Genomic DNA, 21,697 nt, shown 5'->3' on the forward strand with positions numbered 1-21,697 from the left:
ACGGCTGGCATGAAAGCCGGAGTGCACAATCCACGGCATGAGCAAACCCAAGACTTTGGTGCTGGTGGACGGCTCCAGCTATCTGTACCGCGCCTTCCACGCCATGCCCGACCTGCGGGCCGTGCCGGGCGACCCCACCAGCCCGGCCACTGGCGCCATCCGCGGCATGGTGAACATGCTGCAGGCGCTGAAGCGGGAATACCCGGCGCAGTACGCCGCCTGCGTGTTCGACGCCAGCGGCCCCACCTTCCGCGACGCGCTGTACCCTGAATACAAGGCGCACCGCGCTCCCATGCCCGACGACCTGCGCTCGCAGATCGAGCCCATCCACCAGGTGGTGCGCCTGCTGGGCTGGCCGGTGGTCTGCGTGCCCGGCGTGGAGGCGGACGACGTCATCGGCACGCTGGCCGCCTGCGCGGCGGCGCAGGGCATCGAGGTCATCGTCTCCAGCGGCGACAAGGACCTGTCGCAGCTGGTGAACGAGCACATCACCATCATCGACACCATGAACGGCAAGCGCCGCGACGTAGCGGGCGTGACGGCCGAGTTCGGCGTGCCGCCCTCGCTGATGGTGGACTACCAGACGCTGGTGGGCGACACCGTGGACAACGTGCCCGGCGTGCCCAAGGTCGGGCCCAAGACGGCGGCCAAGTGGCTCAACGAATACGGCTCCCTCGACAACCTGCTCGCGCGTGCCGGCGAGATCAAGGGCGTGGCGGGCGAGAACCTGCGCGGCGCGCTGGAGTGGCTGCCCAAGGGCCGGCAGCTCGTCACCATCAAGACCGACTGCGATCTGGCAGGCCATGTGGCCGGCCTGCCTGCTATCGATGAGATAGCTGTCGGCGCAGAAGAGACGGTTGCGCTGCGGGATTTCTATCAGAAGTATGGCTTCAAGGGCCTGGCGCGCTCGCTGGAATCTGCCGCCGCCCCGGCCGCTGTGCCGTCCGGCGCGAGCGGCGACCTGTTCGCGTCGCCCGAGGCCACCTTCGTCGCCGAGGCGGCCCAGGGCCGGAAGGTGGCGTACGACACCATCCTGACCTGGGAGGACTTCGACCGCTGGCTGGCCCGGCTGCAGTCTGCGGAGCTGGCAGCCATCGACACCGAGACGACTTCGCTGGACGAGCTGCGCGCCGAGATCGTGGGCATCAGCTTCAGCGTGGAGCCCGGCACGGCGGCGTACGTGCCGCTGCAGCACTCCGGCCCCGACGCACCGGAACAGCTGCCGCTGGGCGAAGTGCTGGCACGCCTGAAGCCCTGGCTGGAAGATGCCACCCGGCCAAAGCTGGGCCAGCACATCAAGTACGACCGCCACGTGTTCAAGAACCACGGCATCGATGTGCGGGGCTATGCACACGACACCATGCTGCAAAGCTATGTGCTGGAGGTGCACAAGCCCCACGGGCTGGCCAGCCTGGCCGAGCGCCACACGGGCCGCACCGGCATCAGCTACGAAGACCTGTGCGGCAAGGGCGCCAAGCAGATTCCGTTCGCCCAGGTGGAGGTGGACAAGGCCGCAGCGTATTCGTGCGAAGACTCCGACCAGACGCTGGATGTGCACCGCGTGCTGTGGCCCTTGCTGCAGGCGGACGAGAAGCTGCGGGGCATCTACGAGCTGGAAATGGCCAGCAGCGAGCGGCTTTTTCGCATCGAACGCAACGGCGTGCTGATCGACGCCGCTACGCTGGCCACGCAGAGCCATGAGCTGGGCCAGCGCATCCTGCAACTGGAGCAGGAGGCCTACGACATCGCGGGCCAGCCGTTCAACCTGGGCTCGCCCAAGCAACTGGGCGAGATCTTCTTCGACAAGCTGGGCATGCCCGTGGTCAAGAAGACCGCGACCGGCGCCCGCAGTACCGACGAAGAGGTGCTGGAGAAGCTGGCCGAGGACTATCCGCTGCCCGCCAAGCTGCTGGAGCACCGCAGCCTCTCCAAGCTCAAGGGCACCTACACCGACAAGCTGGCGCAACTGGCCAACCCGGTCACGGGCCGCGTGCACACGCACTACGCGCAGGCCGTGGCGGTGACGGGGCGCCTGTCGAGCAACGACCCCAACCTGCAGAACATTCCCATCCGCACGGCCGAAGGCCGCCGCGTGCGCGAGGCCTTCGTGGCGCCGCCGGGCCGCGTGATCGCCAGTGCCGACTACAGCCAGATCGAGCTGCGCATCATGGCGCACCTGAGCGGCGACCAGTCGCTGCTGGACGCCTTCACCAACGGCCTGGACGTGCACCGCGCCACGGCGGCCGAGGTGTTCGGCGTGGACGTGAGCCAGGTCAGCAGCGAGCAACGCCGCTACGCCAAGGTCATCAACTTCGGCCTGATCTACGGCATGAGCAGCTTCGGGCTGGCGAAGAACCTGGGCATCGAGACCAAGGTGGCGGCCGCCTACATCGACAGCTACTTCCAGCAATACCCGGGCGTGCGGCGCTACATGGACGAGACCAAGGCCGCCGCCAAGGCCAACGGCTATGTGGAGACCGTCTTCGGCCGGCGCCTGTACCTGCCCGAGATCAACTCGCCCAACGGCCCGCGCCGCAGCGGCGCGGAACGCGCGGCCATCAATGCCCCCATGCAGGGCACGGCCGCCGACCTGATCAAGAAGGCCATGGTGGCCGTGCAGGACGTGCTGGACGCCGAAAAGCCGGGCATCCTCATGATCATGCAGGTGCACGATGAACTGGTGTTCGAGCTGCCCGAGTCCGAGGTGGATTGGGTACGCACCGAGGTGCCCCGCCTCATGGCCGGCGTGGCCGATCTCAAGGTGCCCCTGCTGGCCGAAGTGGGCGTGGGGCCCAACTGGGACAAGGCGCACTGAGATCGTCAACACGTTCTGAGAGCTTGCCGCAGCGCCAGCGTGTGCGTTCTGCTGCAGGCTGGCGCGCTCGTTGCAAGATAGCGCCATGCGCCTGCGCCACATCGAAGTCTTCAACGCCGTGATGCTCACCGGCAGCGTGAGCGCTGCCGCACGGCTCATCAACGTCACCCAGCCCGCGGTCAGCCGCATCCTCGCGCATGCGGAGCTGCAGCTGGGCTTTGCGCTGTTCCACCGGCACAAGGGGCGCCTCGTGCCCACGCGCGAGGCACAGACGCTGTACCCGCACATCGAGCGCCTGTTCAACCAGCTGGACGAGGTGCAGCGCCTGGCTGCCGGCCTGCGCGGCCAGCAGCGCGAGGGCGAACTGCACATCCTGAGCGTGCTGGCGCTGAGCCACGAGGTGATGCCGCGCGCTCTCAAGGCCTTCCGGGCCCTGCACCCTGGAGTGGATGTGACCATCGATGCCCTGCATTCGCCGCAGATCGTCTCGGCCTTGGTGCTGCAGGAGGCGGACCTGGGCTTTGCCTACAGCGCGCCGGCGCACCCGGCGCTGGCCCAGCAGGTGCTGAGCGAGGCGCGCATGGTGTGCGTGGCGCCGCGGGGGCTGCTGCCCCCCGCGCTGGTGCAGGCAGGCCGCGTGCATCTGTCCGATCTGGTGCAGACACCGGTCATCCGGCTGATGGTGACCGACCCGCTGGGCGCCCTGTTGGGCCTGGCCTGCCGCGAGGCCGAAGTGGGCCTGCAGACGGCCGTCACGGTGCAGACCTACCACGCGGCCCTGGCCCTGGCGCACCACGGCGTGGGCGTGGCGTTGGTGGATGCGTGCACTGCCGCCTCCGCCGACCGCCGCAAGGTGGATGTGCTGGAGCTGGAGCCCCGCATGCCCGTGCCGGTGGTCCTGCTGCGCCTGGCCAACCGGCCGGCGTCGCTGCTGGCAGACGCCATGGCCCGCTGCATGCAGCAGGCGGTGCAGCAGACCCTGAGCGATTGCGGCCTGGCTGGGCCGGCATGAGCGGCCGTCAGCCCCGCGCGGCGTCCGCGATCCCGGTGGCTACCGCCTGCGCCGTACCGAAGGCCAGCGTGAAGCCCAGCGCGCCGTGGCCCGTGTTGAGCCACAGGTTGTCGGGCCCGCTGGCATGCCTCCCGTACAGAGGCAGTCCGGTGGGGGTGGCGGGGCGCATGCCGGTCCATGGCCGCACCTCGGCATCCTCGGGCACGGCGTGCCCCAGCACATCGCGCACGGCGGCCCGCAGGATGGCGATGCGGGCCGGCGGGACGCGGGCATCGTCACCCACCAGCTCCGCCATGCCGGCCACGCGCAGCCGGTTGCCCAGCCGCGCAAAGACCACCTTGCGCGCCGCATCGGTGATGCTCACTTGCGGTGCCCACTGCGCGCCCGTTGGCGCGTCCACGGTGATGCTGTAACCCTTGAGGGGGTAGACCGGCAGGCGCAGGCCGATGCCCCGCGCCACGGCCGCGCTGCCGCTGCCCAGCGCAAGGACGAAGCTGTCGGCCTCGATGGAGCCTGCCGTCGTGTGCGCCGCCACGATGCGCCCGCCGCGCCGCTCCAGTCCCCGCAGCGCCTGCGGCGGCGCGAAGCGCACGCCCCGTGCGGCCAGCCGCGCATGCAGCCCCTCGCAGACCTGCTGGCAGTCGGCCGCGCACTCGCTGGGCGTGTGGATGGCGCCGGCGATGTGGCGTGCATACCGGCCCAGCGCAGGTTCCAGTTCCACGCAGCGCTGGGGGGACACGGCCTCCTGCACGCTGCCCCAACCGCGCTGCAGGTCCAGCTGCCGCTGGGCGGCCGCCAGGCCTTGGGGTGTGGCGTACAGCACCAGCTTGCCGGTGCGGCTGAAATCGCAGGCCAGCGTTTCGGCCGCCAGCATGCGCTCGAACCCCGCGCGGCTGTGCGCTGCCAGCGCCAGCAGCGCCTGGGTGGTGCGGCGCGAGGTGCGCCCGTTGCAGGCTCGCAAAAATTCCAGGCCCCAGCGCCACTGCTGCAGATCCCATTGAGGGCGCAGTTTCAGTGGCGAGCGGGGCGACAGCAGCAGCGTAGGCAGCTGCGCCCAGATGCCCGCGTCGGCTAGCGGCTGCACGTAGCTGTAGCTCAGCTGCCCGCCGTTGCCGCCGCTCGCGCCACTGCCGGGAGCTGCCCGGTCCAGCACGGTCACCTGCAGGCCCTGCCGCTGCAGCTCATAGGCCGTGGCCAGCCCCACGATGCCTGCCCCCAGAACACACACATGCATGACGATCCGATCCTCCGGCGCGGTATGCGCAGGGGCACTGTAGGCGGCGCGCCCTGCGGCCGACAAATGCCGAATGGCGCATGGGGCATGCATGCAGGTTATGGAGCAGGGCCGACCCGGTGGACGGGCGCGGCCCTTGCTTGCACGCCCTGTCCGGGGGACGGTGGCCATAACTTTTGGACATGGCCATGCCCCTGGAATGAATTGTTCAAACCTGCCTCGGGTTCCTACAGTGCGTTCCTGCGTTGCGCCCCGCGGCGCTGGCCTATTCCACCCACCCCCGAAGGAGTCGTCATGAAGTTCCGTGTTCCTGCCGTCGCACTCGCCTGCGGCCTGCTCGTCTGCACTGCCGCCCACGCCGACACCCTGAAGAAGATCGCCGACAGCGGCAAGATCACGCTGGCCTACCGCGAGTCCTCGGTGCCCTTCAGCTACCTGGCCGGGGCGGGCACGCCCATCGGCTTCTCGGTCGACATCTCCAACGCCGTGGTCGATGCGGTGAAGAAGAAGCTGAACAAGTCCGACATCAAGGTCGAGCTGCAGGCGGTCACCTCGCAGAACCGCATACCGCTCGTCACCAATGGCACGGTGGACCTGGAATGCGGCTCCACCACCAACAACACGGCGCGTGGCAAGGACGTGCAGTTCGCCATCAACCACTTCTACACGGGCACCCGGCTGCTGGTGAAGAAGTCGTCCGGCGTGGCCAACTACGCCGACCTGGCCAGGAAGACCGTGGCCAGCACGTCCGGCACCACCAATGCCCAGGTCATCCGCAAGTACAACCGGGACAACAACCTCGACATGGACATCGTGCTGGGCAAGGATCACAACGACGCCATGCTGCTGGTCGACACCGGCCGGGCCCTGGCATTCGCGATGGACGACATCCTGCTGTACGGCCTCAAGAGCAACGCGACCAACCCCGGCGATTGGGATGTGGTGGGCGATGCGCTGCAGGTCGAGCCCTACGGCTGCATGCTGCGCAAGGACGATCCGCAGTTCCAGGCGCTGGTCAATGGCGTGATCGGCGGAATGATGAAGTCCGGCGAGTTCGAAAAGCTCTACAACCGCTGGTTCCTGCAGCCCATTCCACCGAAGAACCAAGCGCTGGGCCTGCCCATGCCCAAGGAACTGCGCGACAACCTGACCGCGCAGAGCGACAAGCCGGCGGTGTGATGGTCGCTTGTGCCGAAAGGCCGCCGCGGGCACCGGGCCCGGTGGTGCCAGTCCCGCCAGCGGCCCGGCCGCGCACGGTGGGCATCCTGGGCGGCATGGGCCCGGCAGCCGGCGCCGACTTCGTGCGATTGTTCGTTCAGGCCTGCACCGCACGCATGCAGGCGCTGGGCCTGCCCGTGACCGACCAGGCCTACCCTGAGCACTGGCTGGCCCAGGTGCCCGTGCCCGACCGCACGGCCGCGCTGCAGAACGGATCGCCGGGCGCCCACCAGCCGGGCGATGCGCTGCTGCAGGCCACGGGGCGGCTGGCTGCGCTGGGTGCGCAGGTGCTGGCCATCGCTTGCAATACGGCCCATGCCTGGCACGGGCTGCTGCAGGCGCGGTTTCCGCACCTGCAGGTACTGCACGCGGTGCGCGAGGTGGCGACCGTGCTGGGCGTGCAGGGAGTGCAGCGCGTGGGCCTGCTCGCCACGGAGGGCACCTACCGGACGGGCCTGTATCCCCAGCCGCTGCAGCGGGCCGGCATCGTCTGCGTGGAACCCGGTGCGGCGCACCGCGCGCTGCTGATGCGCGGCATCTACGACGGGGTGAAGGCCGGTGATCTGCCGCTGGCGCGCCGCTGCTTTGCCGAAGTGTCGCGGGCTTTGGGCGAAGAGGGCGGGGCCCAGATGCTGATCCTGGGCTGCACCGAGATTCCGCTGGCCCTCGACGCCGCCGATGCCGGCGTGCCGCTGCTCAACCCGGCCCAGGTGCTGGCCGAAGCCCTCGCGCGCGAGGCGTATGCGCCCGCCGCCGGCCTGCCGGCCGTGCTGCATCAACCCCAGAGGGCGGGCTTGGCCACCATCAGGTAGTACACGGCCAGCATGGCGACGAAGGCCGGGTAGCCGAGCGCCTCCCACCAGCGCGCGTAGCGGGCGTAGGGCGCCGGCAGTGGCGCACCGGCATCCGCAGCGGTGCGGGCCATGGCGGCCATGCGCCACTGCAGCCAGAGCACGGGCAGCCAGCACAGCCCGGCCAGCACGTACAGCCCGACGGACAGCGCCAGCCAGGGCGTGGTGAGCGGCCAGCCGGCCATGGACGCCATGGCCACGCCGGTCACCGGCTGGATGATGCCGGCCGGTGTGGTGAACCATGTATCCGCCCGCACCACCAGCCGGGCCACCACCGCCTGCGCCTGCACGCTACCGCTGCGGTTGGCAAAGAACAGGTAGAAGGCCGAGCCGAGCCCGGTGCCCACCAGCAGCACGCTGGAGACGATATGGATCCACTTGAGCAGCAGGTAGGTGTTCATGGTGCGCTATCGGTCTACGGTGTGGGAGTCGCCCCGTTGCGCCACAGCACGGCCAGCAGTGCCGCAATGGGCAGGTTCTTGAGCAGCGGGCCCAGCGGATCGAGCCAGAGCCCGGGCAGTAGCGCGGTGGCGATGGCCGTCATCGCAGCCATCAAGACCAGCGCCGCCGCATAGGCCGCCCGGCCCGGCCACCGCCACAGCGCGATACCCACCGCTGCGTCGGCGGCGATGCCGCCCCAAATCCAGATCTGCATCCACGCAGGTGATTGCAGGCCCGCCTGCACCAGCAGCGCCTGGCTCGCGCCCTGCCATTCGATGGCGCTGGCCACGGCCGTGCCCAGCCACACGGCCACCAGGCTGAAGCGCAGCAGGCGATGGTCGCGGGCGTTCATGCGTAAGAACGTGTTGGCGATCTCCCAGGGGTTGCGCAGCGGTGTGGGCGGAATGGGATGCAAGGCGCGGTGCGCAGTGGATAGCCTTTGCTATCCACCAGCGCCGCAACGCCGCAGACCGTCCGCCCACACCGCTGCCCTTCGGGATGGAGCGAAATCGGGCGATTGGAGGCCCCGGCTACTTGCATGGGCACGAGCCCATGCGGCGCACCCCAAAGCCTCCACTCATCCCGATTGCGCTCCAACGCGACCCCTGCGAGATCGCAAACACGTTCTAAGTAGCCCACGCCGCGGCGACCATGTGATCGGGATGCACGGCTTCACCGGTGATCAGGGAGCGCAGCACCGCGGCATCGCCCACGTTGTCTTGCTGCAGCAGCGCCAGCGTCTCGGTGCACCACGGCGCTACGGGCACGAGGTCGCCGGCACGGGCGCTGAGCTGCGTGAGCCAGTCGGGCAGGGCCAGGATGCGCGCGGGGCCGTGGCCGGTCTGGCGGCGCAGGCTGGCGATGAAGGCCGCCAAGGGCAATGCCTGCGGACCGGTGAAGACCACCGTGCCTTGCACGCTGCCGTGCGGCCCGAGCAGCGCGGCAATGCCGTCTGCCAGATCGCCCACGGCCACCGGCTGTACCTGGGCGCGCAGCACGGGCCGTGGCAGGCTGAGCACCGGCAGCCGGGCCAGTTGCATGAACAGCGCACTGCTGTCGCCGCCGCGGCCGAAGACAATGCTGGGACGCACCACCGCCGCCGACAAGGCGCCTTGCGCCTGCAGGGACAGCAGATGCGCATCCGCCGCGCGTTTGGTTTCGGCGTATCGGGTCTTGCCGTGCTCCACACCCAAAGCGGAGATCTGTACTACCCGCCGCACGCCGGCCTGTGCGCAGGCGTCGAAGAGGGCGATGGGCGTGTCGCGGTGGACCGCGTCGATCGGGCGGCTGGCGGTATCGCGCAGCACGCCGACTGCATTCACCACGGCGTCGATGCCGGCCAGCCGGGGCAGCCATGCGGCAGCCGTGGTGTCGCGGGCAAAGTCCGTAGGCACAGCCTCCGTGGCGCCCGCTGCGGAACGCGGCGAAACGCCGCAGCGCACGGTGTGGCCGGCCGCCAGCAGGGCCTGGTGGATGCGGCGACCGATGAAACCCTGCGCTCCGGTGAGGAGGACGTGCATGTCAGGCCTCCTGAGCGCGATGGCCGTGGGCCGATGCCGGTGCGCGCCCCACGGCGGGCAACGAGGCCCGCAGCAGCCTTTCCTGCTGGCGCTGCCGTTCCCGCGTGTCCAGCGTGTGCCAGACGGCGCGGGCCATGACCGCCACCGACACGAACAGACCAGCCGCCACCAGCCAGAGGGTGCGTCGCAGCACGGTGAGCAAGTCGGCGCCTTCCCGGAACTCGCCGAAGCTCAGCACCAGCATCACCGTGCCGAGGATGGCCAGCCAGCGCAGTGCGGCCAGCCAGAAGTCCAGGCTGTTACCGGCTTCGCACGGGTCCGTGGTGGCGGAGGCACGCCGTAGCGCGGGGATAAGGTAGTGCAGCACGGCCAGGGGGGCGGCGATGGCCACGCCGAGGCTCAGGAGGAAGGCGGTGGGGTTCATGGTGGACTCCTTGGGACAGAGAGGTTGCTGGTGTCAGAGCCGGCAGCCGCCATCGGCAGGGCAGCGCCTCGCGGCGGCAGCTTCGGCCGCTCGGCGCAAGGCCGGCGTGAACAGTGCTTGCACCAGGGGGCGCGGAATGCGGTGCCGGTTGCGTGCCAGCACGGGGTAGGCCGCATCGGCCAGGCGGCCCAGCAGCGGCCACCGCGTGGCGTGCGTCACCCAGCCCAGGCCCACGGCTTCATAGGCGCGGCGGAACACCTCGACGCCGCGGACCACCGTGCCGTCGGCGCAGCGGGCATGGATGAGCGTGAGCAGATCCTGCTGCGTGCAGCCCGCGGGCGGGCCTTCGAAGTCCGGCGCCCAGATGTCGCTGAAGCGGAGCTGGCCGGCAGCGTCCCGGTGCCGCAGGTGGTCCATCTCCGCCACGCACAGCGGGCAGTGCGAGTCGTAGTACAGCGTGAGCGGATACGTCTGCGAAGACATGGGTGGCTCCTTCAGAAGAAAAACAGGGCGGTTGCTTGAAATTTCTGTAAAAACTGAAATTCGCTATCAAAAAAAAAGGGGTGCCTGTCAGCGCTTGTCGGCGTCCCCTCGGACGAACTTCTGCACGCTGGCGCCCATGCGCAGCACCTTGTCGAGCGTGGACGGGGTCAGTCGCAGCATCTCGTCGGCCCACACGCCCAGCGACTGCATCAGCTGCAGCGTCTCGCGCACCCGGTCCTGCGCATCCGCCGCCTCGTCGGCAAAGCCCGGCTGGGCCACCAGGTCGCGCAGCATGCGGACGGTGGGGTCGAATTCACGCTCCTTGCGCTCCCGGACCACGGTGCGGAACAACTCCCACACATCGGTCGACGTCTCGAAATAGTCGCGCCGGTCTCCCAGTACATGGGTGGTGCGGATGAGGTTCCAGTTGAGCAGTTCCTTGAGGCTGTTGCTCACGTTGGAGCGCGCCACGCCCAGCGTCTCGCAGAGCTCTTCAGCATGCAGGGGGCGGCCGTGGAAGAAGAGCAGGGCATGGATCTGTGCGACGGTGCGGTTCACGCCCCAGGCGGTTCCCATTTCTCCCCAGTGGACGACGAAGCGGCGGGCGGTGTCTGTCAATTGCATGGCCGCATCGTAGGCTTTCTGAAATTTCTGTCAATAGAGAAATTATTTGCTGATCCGGTGTTTTGCGTGGTGTGACGTTTGTCCGGCAAGCGCGGTGGCGGGCAAGCCCGTAGACTCTGAGAACCTGTTCAAAGTCTTTTCGGGGATCGCGTTGGGTGCAATCGGGAGGAGTGGATGCTCCGGGTGCGCCGCATGGGCTCGTGCCCATGCAAGCAGCCGGGGCGTCCAATCGCCCGATTTCACTCCAACCCTTCGGGCAAGCCCTTTGCCGGGCGGTCTGCGGCGTTGCGGCGCTGGTCCATAGCGGGGCTATAGACTGCGCACCGCGCCTTGCATCCCCTCCCGGCAAGGGGCTTGCGCGACCCCGAAAAGACTTTGAACAGGTTCTTACGCTGCTGCCTCTTTCAACCCAGGAGATTCACCATGCTGGATGACGACCTCAAGAAAGACTTCGACGCCCTCGTGCCGGGCCGGAGCACCGAAGCCGGCGCCAACCGCCGCACCGCCCTGCGCGTGGGGCTGGGCGTGGGCTATGCCGCGGCAGCCATGCCCATCATGGCGCAGACGGCCATCCAGACGCCGGCCGACGGGCTGACCGCCGGCCGGGTGACCATCGACAGCGGCGGCTTCCAGATGCCCGCCTACCGCGCGGCGCCGGCCGGCAAGACGGGGCTGCCGGTGGTGCTGGTGATTCAGGAGATCTTCGGCGTGCACGATTACATCGCCGACACCTGCCGCCGCTTCGCCAAGGCCGGCTTCCTGGCGATCGCGCCTGAGATGTATGCCCGCCAGGGCGACCCGTCGCAGTACACCGAGATCGCCAAGCTGCAGAGCGAACTGGTTTCCAAGGTGCCCGACGCGCAGGTGATGGCCGATCTGGACGCCACGGTAAAGTGGGCCGGCGCGCATGGCGGCAACCTGAAGAAGGTGGGCATCACCGGTTTCTGCTGGGGCGGCCGCATCACCTGGCTGTATGCGGCGCATGGCCCGGTCAAGGCCGGCGTGGCGTGGTACGGCCGGCTCGTCGGCCAAGCCGGCCCGAACACGCCGGTGCACCCGGTGGACGTCGCTGCCCGCCTCAAGGCGCCGGTGCTGGGTCTGTACGGTGGCCAGGACAGCGGCATCCCCCTTGACACGGTTGCTAAGATGCAAACGGCCCTGAAAGAGGGCTCTGCCGCAGCGAAGGCGTCGGAGTTCGTGGTGTACCGCGAAGCGCCGCACGCCTTCCACGCCGACTACCGGCCGAGTTTCCGCAAGGAAGCGGCCGAGGACGGATGGAAGCGCGCGCTGGAGTGGTTCAAGATCCACGGCGTGGCCTGAGGGCGGGGCGCCCGGCGCCCTTCCCACCTCGCACGGCCGCCGTGCCGCACAAGCCCTTCGGGGCTTTTTTTGTTGCACTGGCCGGGCGGGCGGGCGTGGTGGCGGCCGCAGGTACGGGATTTAGAGTGAAAACAGGCCAGAGGCCATACAGGGAAAGCGCAAGTAGCTATGACATTGGTAGCAATCATTCTGGCCACGCTGGCGGCGGGTATCGGCAGCGTCTGGGTGGCGGCGTTGCTCATGCGGGCCGGAATGGGCGGGCAAGGGAATCGAGTCGGGCCGCAGCACCTGCTGAGCCTGGCCGCCGGTGCCCTGCTGGCCACGGCGTTCATGCACCTGTTGCCCGAGGCGTTCGAGAGCCAGGCCGGCGCGCACGACCTGTTCGCCACGTTGCTGGTCGGCCTGGTGTTCTTCTTCCTGCTCGACAAGGCCGAGCTGTGGCACCACGGCCATGAGCATGCGCACAGCCATGCGGCCCCGGTCCCCCCTGTTCCCCATGCGCCGGCCACGGCATCCCATGCCGGGCCGCCCCACGGGCACGTCCATGCCCATGGCGAGAATGACCACCACGGCCATAACCATGACCACAGTCACGCGCATGCCGCCTCGGCAAACGGGCATCACCACCACCATCACCACCATGCCCCGCGCGCCGGCGGCTGGGCCCTGCTGACGGGTGACAGCGTGCACTGCTTCGGCGACGGCATCCTGATCGCGTCGGCCTTCATGGCGGACATCCGCCTGGGCCTGATCGCCGCGGTGTCGGTGCTGGCGCACGAGGTGCCGCACCACATGGGCGATCTGGTGGTGCTGCGCCAGACCAGCAGCAACCGCCGCGTCGCCCTGCTCAAGGTGTCGCTGGCCGGGGCCGTCACCGCGCTGGGCGGCATCGTCGGCTACTACCTGGTCGGGCAGCTGCAGGACTGGCTGCCGTATTTCCTGGCCATCGCATCCAGCAGCTTCGTCTACGTGGCGCTGGCCGATTTGATCCCGCAGCTGCAAAAGCGCCTGAGCGCGGCGCAGACCCTGGCCCAGATCGCCTGGCTGGTGGCGGGCATGGCGGTGGTCACGCTGGTCAGCGGGCTGGCCCATGCGCATTGAGGTGACACCCCCCTGAGCGGCTGCGCCGCTTCCCCCCGCTCTCGCCGTGCTGCGCACGGCGGGCAGGGGGGCGCAGCCCTCGCTGCGGGGCGGCCCTTGCTCGGCTGCTGCTGGGACGGGCCGTGCGGAGTCAGAAGCCTTGCACTATGGCTGGCCGGCTCACTGCGCCCGCTGTTCCTTTCAGCCTTCGGCTATGTTCGCCCCGCGTCGCGCGCACGGCTGGCACCAGACCAGTCTTCGCCGGAGCGTCAGGCGTCAGCGCGGCGCCAGCTTCTCGAAGTCGCGGTCCAGGCGGGCCAGGCTGCTGGTGATGCGGGCGCGCTGGGCGCCGATCCAGGCGGACTGCTGGTCCACGCGGTCCTGTGCGGCCTTGAGCATGCGGGCCATCTCGGCGGGCTGCGGGCCGCCGGCGGTGGCGCGGTGCTGGATGATGGCCACCGGGTCCAGCGTGGCGCGGAACTCGGCCTCGTCCATGGGCAGCTGCGCGGGGAATTCCGAGCCATGCACCGATGCGGCGTAGATGCGGCGCGCCTCGGCATACGGGAAGTCCAGGGGCTTGATGTCCCTGGCCTTGGCGTAGCTCACCACTTCCGACGCGAAGTGGTGGCCCACCCGGAAGGGCAGCTTGTACTTGCGCATCAGCACGTCCGCCAGCTCCTGTGACGCCGTCCAGTCGTTGTTGAGCTCTTCCAGCGCGCGCTGCGGGTCGATGACCAGCGCATTCAGGATGCGGTCCCAGCGCTGGAGCACGGTGATGGCGCTGCGCACCATGGCGACGTTGGTGCTGGTCTCCTTCGGGTCCTGCATGCCAGGCGGAATGTTGTGCGCCTGGATGGCTGCGCCCATGCCCAGCGTGAGCGCCTGCGAGGCGTCGCGCCGCGTGCTGTTGAGCAGGCCGGGGTTGCGCTTTTGCGGCATGGCGCTGGACACATAGGTGTTCCCGCCCCCCTCCTGCAGCAGGATCCACGGACGGGGCTGCGCATACTGCGTCATCACGTCCTCGATGAAGGTGCCGGCGTGCAGGGCGATCGCCATGACGATGGCGCCGGCCTCCACGGGCTGGTCCACGGCCGAGACCTGCGCCGCGTCGTAGGCGTTGTCCACCGTGGCGGCGAAGCCGAGGTAGTCCGCCATGCGCTGGCGGTTGAGCGGCCAGCTCGTGCCGTTGAGCACCGTGGTGCCCATGGGCGAGCGGTCAATGCGGGCATAGGCCTCGCGGATGCGCTGGGCGTCGCGGTCCAGCCCGCTGGCCAGGCCCAGCAGGTAGTGGCCGTAGCTGTTGGGCTGCGCCGCCACGCCGTTGGTGTAGTTGGGCACGATGGTGGACTGGTGCTGCCCGGCCAGCCGCACCATGGTGGCCGTGGTCTGGTTCAGCGCCTCGGCCAGGCGCAGCATCTCCTCGCGCAGCAGGGCCGAGCGCACGGTGGAGAGCATGTCCTGGCTGGAGCGGCCGGCGTGCAGCAGCGTGATCTGCGGGCCGGCGGCCTCGATCATCAGCGGCTCGAAGGTGATCACCAGGTTGGGCCGCTTGCCGCCCGGGCGGTTGCCGTCGGCCAGCACCTTGCTGATGCCCTGGTAGGCCAGCGGGGCGATGGATTTGTCGAGCAGGCCTTCCTCGGTGTTGATGACGGCGCTGGCCTTGTTGATTTCTCCGAGCCAGAAGAATTCGTCCTGGACGGGGGCGGCCTGGGCCGGTGCGGTGGCGAGGTGCATGGACAGGGCGAGCGCGGCGAAGGCGCGCAACGGCAGTGGGGGCATGGGGTGTTTGTCTCCTGCTGGGGTATGTTGTGTAGCGCTACCCCCGTGCCCACGACCCGTTCGCACGTACGCGGATGCCGAATGCGCGGAGCGGCGCCCCGCCATTGTGCGTGCATGCGGCCCCGCCTGCGGAAGCAGGGCGGAGGGAACAGGCTGGGGCGCTCAGCGCGCCAGCACCTCGCGCACCGCCGCCACCTGCCGGCGGGAGACGGCCAGCGGCTCGGCCAGCCCGTGCAGGCGCACGGCCCAGCCTTCGCCCTCTTCGGCGTCGTAGTGCTTCTCCAGCGCGCGGATGGCGCGCCGGGCCACCAGCGCATTGCGGTGCACGCGCAGGAAGAGGGCGGCGTGGCGCGCCTCCAGCTCCGCCAGCGAGCCGTCGAGGATGTAGCTGCGCAGGGCCGTGCGCACGGTGACGTACTTCAGCTCGGCCTTCAGGTACAGCACTTCAGGCAGCGGCACGCGCTCGGTGCGGCCCCGGTCCTGGATCAGCAGGGCCTCGTCCGCTCCCGGCGCGGGGGCCGGCGTGGCGCGCGCGCGCTGCACCTTGGCCAGCGCCTGCTGCAGCCGCTCCAGCCGCACGGGCTTGGTCAGGTAGTCCACGGCGTCCAGTTCGAACGCGCTCACGGCATGGTCGGCATGGGCGGTCACGAAGACGATGGCCGGTGGCTGCGGCAGGCTGCGCAGTGCCTGGGCCAGGGCCAGGCCGTCCATGCCGGGCATGTGGATGTCCAGCAGCACGGCGTCCACCGGCTGGCCGGTGCGCAGCATGGCCAGGGCGGCGTCGGCGTCGGCGGCTTCCACTACGGCATGCGGCTCGGCGCAGTCGCCCAGCAACATGCGCAGGCGGCTGCGGGCCAGGGCTTCGTCGTCCACGATGAGGATGTGCATGGTGTCGGGCTCGTCGGACAGTGGGGACGGGTCGGTCAGCGGGGCGGGGCGGGCAGGGCGATGCGCACCTGGTACAGGCCGTCGTGCAGGCCGGCGGAGAAGTCGCCCTCCACATCGTGCAGCAGTCGCAGGCGGGCCCGTACGTTGTCCAGGGCGATGCCATGGCCGCGCGGTGCGGGGGCGCCGTCGGCCGGGGCGGGCGGGACGGTGTTGGTGATCTGCACCACCACCCGGCTGCCGCGCAGTTCGGTGCTGATGCGCAGCTTGCCGCCGCGGGCGCTGGGCTCCACGCCGTGCTTGACGGCGTTCTCCACCAGCGGCTGCAGCAGCAGCGGCGGCAGCCGGGCGCCGTCCGCACGCGCATCCAGCACCCACTGCACACGTAGCCGCTCTTCAAAGCGCACCTGCTCGATGTCAAGGTAGCGGCGCGCCAGCAGGATCTCCTCGCCCAGCGTGGCCGACTCGCCCTGTTCGACCAGCGCGTGGCGGAACAGGTCGCTCAGGTCTTCCAGCAGGGCCTCGGCCTTGGCGGGCTCGGCGCGCACCAGGGCGATGGCGCTGTTGAGCGTGTTGAACAGGAAGTGCGGGCGGATGCGCGACTGCAGCTCGGTCAGCCGCGCCGTGGTGGCGGCCGGCGTGCGCCCGCGGGCGCGCAGCACCAGGCCCGCCACCAGCGCGGCCGACAGCAGCGCGCCACTGGCCATGCTGGCCAGCCACGGCGGCGGCGTAGCCACGCCCACCAGCGCCAGGATGCCGCAGGCATACGCGCCGGACAGCGCGCCCAGCAGCACCCCCGCGGCGTACTGCTGGGCGACCGGCAGGCGCTGCAGCACCTTCTTCAGGCTGCAGGCCGTCAGCAGCCAGGCCAGCGTGGCGGGCAGGGCGCCGCCGGTGAGCAGCGACACCAGCGCCAGCCACTGCAGCGGCGTGGCCGCGCCGAACATGGCGCCCACGCCGAGCACGGCCTCCACGAAGAGCACGGCGCGCAGAATGACGCCCACATGGCACGCGTCGAACACGAGCGCGCGGCCCTGCAGGGCCGCTGGCGGAGCAGGCGGCGGCAGGGGCTGGGGCCGGGTCGATAAAATTTGCGTTTCTTGCATTGCGGCATCCGGGCGTTCCGGGTGTCTGAACCACCGGATTATTGCCCTCCATGTCCTTAAGCCCCGCATCCAGCCCAGCGTCGCAGCCCTCCCAAGACCAACTGGCCACCAAGGCCCAGGCCTGGTCGGCCCTGTTCTCCGAGCCCATGAGCGACCTGGTCAAGCGCTACACGTCGAGCGTTTTCTTCGACAAGCGCCTGTGGCAGGCCGACATTGCCGGCAGCCTGGCGCATGCCGAGATGCTGGCCGCCCAGGGCGTCATCAGCGGCGATGACCACGCGGCCATCCAGCGCGGCATGGCGCAGATCACCGCAGAGATCGAATCCGGCGGCTTCGAGTGGAAGCTCGACCTGGAAGATGTGCACCTGAACATCGAGGCCCGCCTGACCCAGCTGGTGGGCGATGCCGGCAAGCGCCTGCACACCGGCCGCAGCCGCAACGACCAGGTGGCCACCGACGTGCGCCTGTGGCTGCGCGGCGAGATCGACCTGATTGCCGATCTGCTGAAGGAGCTGCAGGTGTCGCTGGTGGATGTGGCCGAGCAGAACGTGGAGGTGATCCTGCCTGGCTTCACCCACCTGCAGGTGGCGCAGCCGGTGAGCTTTGCGCACCACATGCTGGCCTATGTGGAGATGTTCGCCCGCGATGCCGAGCGCATGCAGGACGTGCGCCGCCGCGTCAACGTGCTGCCGCTGGGCGCCGCCGCGCTGGCCGGCACCACCTACCCGCTGGACCGCGAGCGCGTGGCCCGCACGCTGGGGATGGACGGCGTCTGCCAGAACAGCCTGGACGCCGTGAGCGACCGCGACTTCGCCATCGAATTCACCGCCGCCGCCAGCCTGTGCATGGTGCACGTGAGCCGCCTGTCCGAAGAACTCATCATCTGGATGAGCCAGAACTTCGGCTTCATCAAGATCGCGGACCGCTTCACCACCGGCTCGTCGATCATGCCGCAGAAGAAGAACCCCGACGTGCCCGAACTGGCGCGCGGCAAGACCGGCCGCGTGGTCGGCCACCTGATGGGCCTGATCACGCTGATGAAGGGCCAGCCCCTGGCCTACAACAAGGACAACCAGGAAGACAAGGAGCCGCTGTTCGACACCGTCGATACGCTCAAGGACACGCTGCGCATCTTTGCTGAAATGGTCGGCGGCCAGCCGAATGCGGCCACGGGCAAGAAGGAGGGCGGCATCACCGTCAACCCGCAGGCCATGGAACAGGCCGCACTCAAGGGCTATGCCACGGCGACCGATCTGGCCGACTACCTGGTCAAGAAGGGCCTGCCCTTCCGCGATGCGCACGAGACCGTCGCGCACGCCGTCAAGGCCGCCCAGTCGCACGCCTGCGACCTGTCGGAGCTGCCCCTGACCGTGCTGCAGGGCTTCCATCCCCAGATCGAGAAAGACGTGTACGAAGTGCTGAGCCTGCGCGGCTCGCTCAACGCCCGCAACACCCTGGGCGGCACGGCGCCGGCCCAGGTGCGGGTGCAGCTGGCGCGGCACCGGGCACGTCTGGGCTGATCCCGACTGGGTGGTATGACGCTCTTTCTTTGATAGCTGTTTGCGCTTGATGTATGGGCAGTTCAGATGCTTTTGAATCTGAATTCCTTGCTGAATAAGCGCAACCAGCTATCTTTTCCGTAGTGACGATTTCGTTTCCGTTCCCTGAGGCCCGCGCCATGTCCTTGCATCGCACCGATCCCCGCCTCTGGAACCGCCGCCGGGTGCTTGCTGGCGGCCTGGCCGCGGCGGCGGCCACGGCCCTGCCGGGGCTCCCCACCCGGGCCGAAACCGGCCGGCCGCTGCGCATCCTGGTGGGCTTTCCGCCCGGCGGCGGCACCGATGCCATCGCCCGCGCGCTGGCCGACAAGCTCAAGGACCGGCTGGGCGTGCCCGTGGTGGTGGACAACCGCCCGGGCGCCGGCGGGCAGATCGCGGCCCAGGCGCTCAAGGCCGCGCCGGCGGACGGCAGCACGGTATTCCTCACGCACGACCACACCATCTCCATCCTGCCGCAGGTGGTGCGGCACGCGGGCTTCGACCCGGAGCGCGACTTCGTCCCCGCAGGCGGCTTCGCCACCTTCGTCAACTGCTTCGCGGTGGCCGGCGGCACCCCGGCGAACACCTTCGCCGAATACCTGGACTGGGTGCGCAAGGCCGGCGGCGGCCAAAGCGCCGTCGGCATTCCGGCGCCGGCCTCCACGCCGGAGTTCCTGGTGCGCCTGCTGGGCGAGCGCTACCGGCTGGACCTGGTGGCCGCCCCCTACCGCGGCAGCGCCCCGCTGATCGGCGACCTGCTGGGCCAGCAGATCCCGGCCGGCGTGGCCTCGGTGCAGGATTTCATCGAACAGCACCGGGCGGGCAAGCTGCGGGTGCTGGCGGTGCTGGGCGGCCAGCGCCAGGCAGCGCTGCCCCAGGTGCCCACCTTCGCGGAGCTGGGGCTTCAAGGTTTCGAGGACACGCCGTACTACGGCTTCTACGCCCCGGCCGGCACGCCGCGCGGGTTCATCGACACCTTTTCCGCCGCGCTGGCGCAGGTGGTGGCCGTGCCGGCCATGCAGCAACGCCTGGCCGCCATGGGCCTGACCGTCGGCTACATGGCCCCGGCGCAGCTGGCCCAGCGCGAACGCGCCTACACGACGACCTGGGCGCGCATCATCCGCGCCAGCGGTTTCCAGCCGCAGTGACGGGGCTGGCGTCGCCCGGGTGGAGTTCCGGCCGATATGTAACGCCGGCTGGTTAATTTGTAAAAATTGTGTGCGCCAGGGAATGTTGCGGCGGACAATCGCTCAGAGCCGGTTCAACTTCTTCGCGGAGCTGCTTTCCATGCCTTCTCCCCAGGCCCATCGCCCCCTGCGCCTTTCCCTGTTTCCCCTGCTGCTGGCCTGCGCCAGCGTGGCGGCCACGGCTGCGCCGGTGGCCGGGAGCAGCGCCGCGGCGGTGGATGCCAGTCCCGCCGCCACGGTGGCCCTGCCCGCCGCCTATGCCCGGTGGCAGTCGAGCATGGACGCCTTCGCCGCGGCCGACCGGGAGCGCCATCCCCAGACCGACGGTGTGCTTTTCGTCGGCAGCTCCACGATCCGCCTGTGGTCCGACCTGCGCGAAGACTTCCGCCAGCTGCCTGTGGTCATCAACCGCGGCTTCGGCGGCTCCACCATGGCCGACTGCAACTACTTCGTGAAAAGCCTGGTGGTGCAGTACCGGCCCCGCCACGTGATGGTCTACGCTGGCGACAACGACCTGGCCGAGGGCCGCACGCCGGCCCAGGTGCTGGAAAGCTTCCAGTCGTTCGTGACGGCCGTGCGCACCGCGCTGCCACAGACGCGCATCAGCTACATCTCGATCAAACCCAGCCCGCTGCGCGCCAGCCTGCTGCCCCGCGCGCGGGAAGCCAACGCCTTGCTGGCCAGTTACGTGCGCACCCTGCCCAACAGCGACTACATCGACATCTTCACGCCCATGATGGCGGCCGACGGATCGGTGCGCACCGACCTGTTCGGGCCCGACCGGCTGCACATGAACGATGCGGGATACGACCTGTGGCGCTCCGTCATCTCGGCCTATGTGGGGCGTGACGGCGTGATGCAGGCCCGTGAGGCTGCGCCGGCGTCGGCCACCGGCCCTGCCGCCGCAGCGGTCGCCGTGCCGGCTGCGGCGGGCGGCATCGTGCGCGTCAGCGTGGAGCGCTGAGCGCAGGGGCCACGGCCTGCCGCAGTGGTCCGGCCGTTGCGGGCACGGTGCACGGTGCCCCACCAGCGCCGGCCTGCGTCGTGGCGGGTTGCGACGGTGCGCCGTCGTCCGGCGGCTTGTCCACCCACAGCGTGATGCGCGCCACCACATAGAGCGTGGCAAAACAGGTCGCCAGCAGGGCGATGTCGTGCAGCCAGGGACGGGGCGCGTCGCCCAGCAGCCCCAGCACCAGCAGCACCACCACCAGGTGCGCACAGAACACCGCCAGCGAGGCGGCGCCCAGGGTTTCCAGCCAGCGCATGCGCGGCAGCCGCGCGGCCAGCGCGGGGCCGAAGCGGATCGCCAGGATGGTGAGCGCGAACAGGTCGATCAGGCGCAGCGGGCCCAGCAGCCACTTGTCGAAGAGCGGGTTCAGGCCCCACGCGGGCGGGAACGGGGTCTGCCCGATCACATGGCGCCACACGAAGCCGATCAGGGCCACCACGCCCGCGGTCCACAGCGCCCAGCGCGGGAACTCAAACGCAGGGGCTTCCGGGTCATTGCGGCTGGCGCCCATCCACAGGCCCATCATCCACAGGAACTGCCAGGCCCACATGTTGAAGGAGCCCGTCTCCGAAAACGGCACCGACAGCGGTATGGCCTGGATGAAATGGCTGTAGAACCATTCCGAAAACCCGAACTGCGCCAGGAACCACAGCCCGATGCTGACCGCCATCACCGGCGCCCAGCCGCGCCGCAGCGCGAACGTCATGATCCAGGGGCTGGCCAGCATGAAGAGGACGTACAGCGGCAGGATGTCCAGCAGCGGCGGCTCGTACACCAGCAGCAGTCCGCCGACGAGCGCCTGCAGCGGCTGGGCGAGGTAGAAGTTCATCAGCCCCTTCACGGCGGGCTGGTCCACCTTGAGGCCGATGAAGGCGATCACGGTGAACAGGAACAGCAATGTGGCGGCCTGGCAGGCGTAGATCTTCACCGCGCGCCGCAGGAAGGATTGCCGCATGTGGGCGACGCTCTTGCGCCACGCCTGGCGGCCGTAGACCAGGCCGGCCATGTACGCCGACAGCAGCACGAAGCCCTCGGCCGCCGATACGAACCCGAACGGTTGCCCCAGCGGCTGCGTGAGCCGCGTCGGCAGATGGGTGACGGTCATCAGGACCAGCATCAGGCCCCGAACGGCGTCGATCTCCCATCGGCGGGCATTGGAGGTGGGGGGCAT

At 69.5% G+C, this 21,697-nt stretch carries 20 protein-coding genes; 9 read left to right on the forward strand and 11 right to left on the reverse strand.

What is annotated here, in order from left to right; all coding sequences use genetic code 11:
- The first annotated feature begins 37 nt into the window (after positions 1-37).
- Together polA and QE399_RS11540 are read left to right on the forward strand one after the other, a co-directional pair.
- The gene (gene polA, locus QE399_RS11535; RefSeq protein ID WP_309828893.1) at positions 38-2,815 is read left to right on the forward strand and encodes a DNA polymerase I; all 2,778 of its coding nucleotides are present in this window, start codon (positions 38-40) and stop codon (positions 2,813-2,815) included.
- An 85-nt stretch (positions 2,816-2,900) separates the two neighbouring features.
- Positions 2,901-3,827 (forward strand): LysR substrate-binding domain-containing protein, encoded by a 927-nt coding sequence (locus QE399_RS11540; RefSeq protein ID WP_309828894.1) that lies wholly within the window; start codon positions 2,901-2,903, stop codon positions 3,825-3,827.
- Between the two features lie 7 nt (positions 3,828-3,834).
- Here the strand turns inward: QE399_RS11540 and QE399_RS11545 are convergent, their stop codons facing one another.
- The gene (locus QE399_RS11545) at positions 3,835-5,061 is read right to left on the reverse strand and encodes a D-amino acid dehydrogenase (RefSeq protein ID WP_309828896.1); all 1,227 of its coding nucleotides are present in this window, start codon (positions 5,059-5,061) and stop codon (positions 3,835-3,837) included.
- A 294-nt stretch (positions 5,062-5,355) separates the two neighbouring features.
- Between QE399_RS11545 and QE399_RS11550 the strand changes: the two genes are divergently transcribed.
- Positions 5,356-6,240 (forward strand): transporter substrate-binding domain-containing protein, encoded by an 885-nt coding sequence (locus QE399_RS11550; RefSeq protein ID WP_309828898.1) that lies wholly within the window; start codon positions 5,356-5,358, stop codon positions 6,238-6,240.
- Positions 6,241-6,281: 41 nt separating this feature from the next.
- Positions 6,282-7,091: an aspartate/glutamate racemase family protein gene (locus QE399_RS11555; protein ID WP_309828900.1), complete on the forward strand. Its 810-nt coding sequence runs from the start codon at positions 6,282-6,284 to the stop codon at positions 7,089-7,091.
- Here the strand turns inward: QE399_RS11555 and QE399_RS11560 are convergent.
- From QE399_RS11560 to QE399_RS11585, 6 genes are all read right to left on the reverse strand, one after another.
- Positions 7,055-7,531 carry a DUF2269 family protein gene (locus QE399_RS11560; protein WP_309828902.1) on the reverse strand — a complete coding sequence of 159 codons (477 nt, stop codon included), beginning with the start codon at positions 7,529-7,531 and terminating at the stop codon, positions 7,055-7,057. The genes QE399_RS11555 and QE399_RS11560 overlap by 37 nt on opposite strands.
- 14 nt (positions 7,532-7,545) lie before the next feature.
- A complete protein-coding gene (locus QE399_RS11565) occupies positions 7,546-7,923 on the reverse strand; it encodes a DoxX-like family protein (protein WP_309832044.1) in 378 nt (125 codons plus the stop codon).
- Between the two features lie 274 nt (positions 7,924-8,197).
- Positions 8,198-9,091, reverse strand: a complete 894-nt coding sequence (locus tag QE399_RS11570; protein ID WP_309828903.1) for an NAD-dependent epimerase/dehydratase family protein — start codon at positions 9,089-9,091, stop codon at positions 8,198-8,200.
- A gap of 1 nt (position 9,092) precedes the next feature.
- A complete protein-coding gene (locus tag QE399_RS11575) occupies positions 9,093-9,515 on the reverse strand; it encodes a hypothetical protein (RefSeq protein WP_309828904.1) in 423 nt (140 codons plus the stop codon).
- A gap of 33 nt (positions 9,516-9,548) precedes the next feature.
- Positions 9,549-9,998, reverse strand: coding sequence for a thiol-disulfide oxidoreductase DCC family protein (locus tag QE399_RS11580; RefSeq protein ID WP_309828905.1), 450 nt, complete (start codon positions 9,996-9,998; stop codon positions 9,549-9,551).
- A gap of 87 nt (positions 9,999-10,085) precedes the next feature.
- Entirely contained in the window at positions 10,086-10,622 is a 537-nt protein-coding gene (locus QE399_RS11585; protein WP_309828908.1) for a GbsR/MarR family transcriptional regulator, read from the reverse strand.
- 423 nt (positions 10,623-11,045) lie between these two features.
- On the opposite strand from QE399_RS11585, the gene QE399_RS11590 reads away from it, so the two are divergent.
- On the forward strand, positions 11,046-11,942 hold the full coding sequence (locus QE399_RS11590; protein ID WP_309828910.1) for a dienelactone hydrolase family protein: 897 nt from the start codon (positions 11,046-11,048) through the stop codon (positions 11,940-11,942).
- 168 nt (positions 11,943-12,110) lie between these two features.
- The gene (locus tag QE399_RS11595; RefSeq protein ID WP_309828912.1) at positions 12,111-13,043 is read left to right on the forward strand and encodes a ZIP family metal transporter; all 933 of its coding nucleotides are present in this window, start codon (positions 12,111-12,113) and stop codon (positions 13,041-13,043) included.
- 255 nt (positions 13,044-13,298) lie between these two features.
- On the opposite strand, the gene QE399_RS11600 is transcribed toward QE399_RS11595, so the two are convergent.
- From QE399_RS11600 to QE399_RS11610, 3 genes are all read right to left on the reverse strand, one after another.
- Entirely contained in the window at positions 13,299-14,801 is a 1,503-nt protein-coding gene (locus tag QE399_RS11600) for a lyase family protein (protein WP_405043556.1), read from the reverse strand.
- 162 nt (positions 14,802-14,963) lie between these two features.
- Entirely contained in the window at positions 14,964-15,689 is a 726-nt protein-coding gene (locus QE399_RS11605) for a LytR/AlgR family response regulator transcription factor (protein ID WP_309828914.1), read from the reverse strand.
- Between the two features lie 35 nt (positions 15,690-15,724).
- Positions 15,725-16,792: a sensor histidine kinase gene (locus QE399_RS11610; protein WP_309828916.1), complete on the reverse strand. Its 1,068-nt coding sequence runs from the start codon at positions 16,790-16,792 to the stop codon at positions 15,725-15,727.
- Between the two features lie 50 nt (positions 16,793-16,842).
- Here QE399_RS11610 and argH point away from each other — a divergent pair, with 50 nt between their 5' ends.
- From argH to QE399_RS11625, 3 genes are all read left to right on the forward strand, one after another.
- The gene (gene argH / locus QE399_RS11615; RefSeq protein ID WP_309828918.1) at positions 16,843-18,312 is read left to right on the forward strand and encodes an argininosuccinate lyase; all 1,470 of its coding nucleotides are present in this window, start codon (positions 16,843-16,845) and stop codon (positions 18,310-18,312) included.
- Positions 18,313-18,470: 158 nt separating this feature from the next.
- A complete protein-coding gene (locus QE399_RS11620) occupies positions 18,471-19,478 on the forward strand; it encodes a Bug family tripartite tricarboxylate transporter substrate binding protein (protein ID WP_309828920.1) in 1,008 nt (335 codons plus the stop codon).
- A gap of 139 nt (positions 19,479-19,617) precedes the next feature.
- Complete coding sequence (locus QE399_RS11625; protein ID WP_309828921.1) at positions 19,618-20,481, forward strand: SGNH/GDSL hydrolase family protein; 864 nt, start codon at positions 19,618-19,620, stop codon at positions 20,479-20,481.
- Here the strand turns inward: QE399_RS11625 and QE399_RS11630 are convergent.
- Positions 20,465-21,697, reverse strand: coding sequence for an OpgC domain-containing protein (locus tag QE399_RS11630; protein WP_309828923.1), 1,233 nt, complete (start codon positions 21,695-21,697; stop codon positions 20,465-20,467). The genes QE399_RS11625 and QE399_RS11630 overlap by 17 nt on opposite strands.

This window comes from Paracidovorax wautersii, from assembly GCF_031453675.1.
Classification (GTDB): domain Bacteria; phylum Pseudomonadota; class Gammaproteobacteria; order Burkholderiales; family Burkholderiaceae_C; genus Paracidovorax.

Excerpts from the sequence above, each read along its gene's own strand:
- polA (WP_309828893.1), top strand. The coding sequence starts at position 38 with ATGAGCAAACCCAAGACTTTGGTGCTGGTGGACGGCTCCAGCTATCTG.
- QE399_RS11540 (WP_309828894.1), top strand. The coding sequence starts at position 2,901 with ATGCGCCTGCGCCACATCGAAGTCTTCAACGCCGTGATGCTCACCGGC.
- QE399_RS11545 (WP_309828896.1), bottom strand. The coding sequence starts at position 5,061 with ATGCATGTGTGTGTTCTGGGGGCAGGCATCGTGGGGCTGGCCACGGCC.
- QE399_RS11550 (WP_309828898.1), top strand. The coding sequence starts at position 5,356 with ATGAAGTTCCGTGTTCCTGCCGTCGCACTCGCCTGCGGCCTGCTCGTC.
- QE399_RS11560 (WP_309828902.1), bottom strand. The coding sequence starts at position 7,531 with ATGAACACCTACCTGCTGCTCAAGTGGATCCATATCGTCTCCAGCGTG.
- QE399_RS11565 (WP_309832044.1), bottom strand. The coding sequence starts at position 7,923 with ATGAACGCCCGCGACCATCGCCTGCTGCGCTTCAGCCTGGTGGCCGTG.
- QE399_RS11570 (WP_309828903.1), bottom strand. The coding sequence starts at position 9,091 with ATGCACGTCCTCCTCACCGGAGCGCAGGGTTTCATCGGTCGCCGCATC.
- QE399_RS11575 (WP_309828904.1), bottom strand. The coding sequence starts at position 9,515 with ATGAACCCCACCGCCTTCCTCCTGAGCCTCGGCGTGGCCATCGCCGCC.
- QE399_RS11580 (WP_309828905.1), bottom strand. The coding sequence starts at position 9,998 with ATGTCTTCGCAGACGTATCCGCTCACGCTGTACTACGACTCGCACTGC.
- QE399_RS11585 (WP_309828908.1), bottom strand. The coding sequence starts at position 10,622 with ATGCAATTGACAGACACCGCCCGCCGCTTCGTCGTCCACTGGGGAGAA.
- QE399_RS11590 (WP_309828910.1), top strand. The coding sequence starts at position 11,046 with ATGCTGGATGACGACCTCAAGAAAGACTTCGACGCCCTCGTGCCGGGC.
- QE399_RS11595 (WP_309828912.1), top strand. The coding sequence starts at position 12,111 with ATGACATTGGTAGCAATCATTCTGGCCACGCTGGCGGCGGGTATCGGC.
- QE399_RS11600 (WP_405043556.1), bottom strand. The coding sequence starts at position 14,801 with ATGCCCCCACTGCCGTTGCGCGCCTTCGCCGCGCTCGCCCTGTCCATG.
- QE399_RS11605 (WP_309828914.1), bottom strand. The coding sequence starts at position 15,689 with ATGCACATCCTCATCGTGGACGACGAAGCCCTGGCCCGCAGCCGCCTG.
- QE399_RS11610 (WP_309828916.1), bottom strand. The coding sequence starts at position 16,792 with ATGCAAGAAACGCAAATTTTATCGACCCGGCCCCAGCCCCTGCCGCCG.
- argH (WP_309828918.1), top strand. The coding sequence starts at position 16,843 with ATGTCCTTAAGCCCCGCATCCAGCCCAGCGTCGCAGCCCTCCCAAGAC.
- QE399_RS11620 (WP_309828920.1), top strand. The coding sequence starts at position 18,471 with ATGTCCTTGCATCGCACCGATCCCCGCCTCTGGAACCGCCGCCGGGTG.
- QE399_RS11625 (WP_309828921.1), top strand. The coding sequence starts at position 19,618 with ATGCCTTCTCCCCAGGCCCATCGCCCCCTGCGCCTTTCCCTGTTTCCC.
- QE399_RS11630 (WP_309828923.1), bottom strand. The coding sequence starts at position 21,697 with ATGCCCCCCACCTCCAATGCCCGCCGATGGGAGATCGACGCCGTTCGG.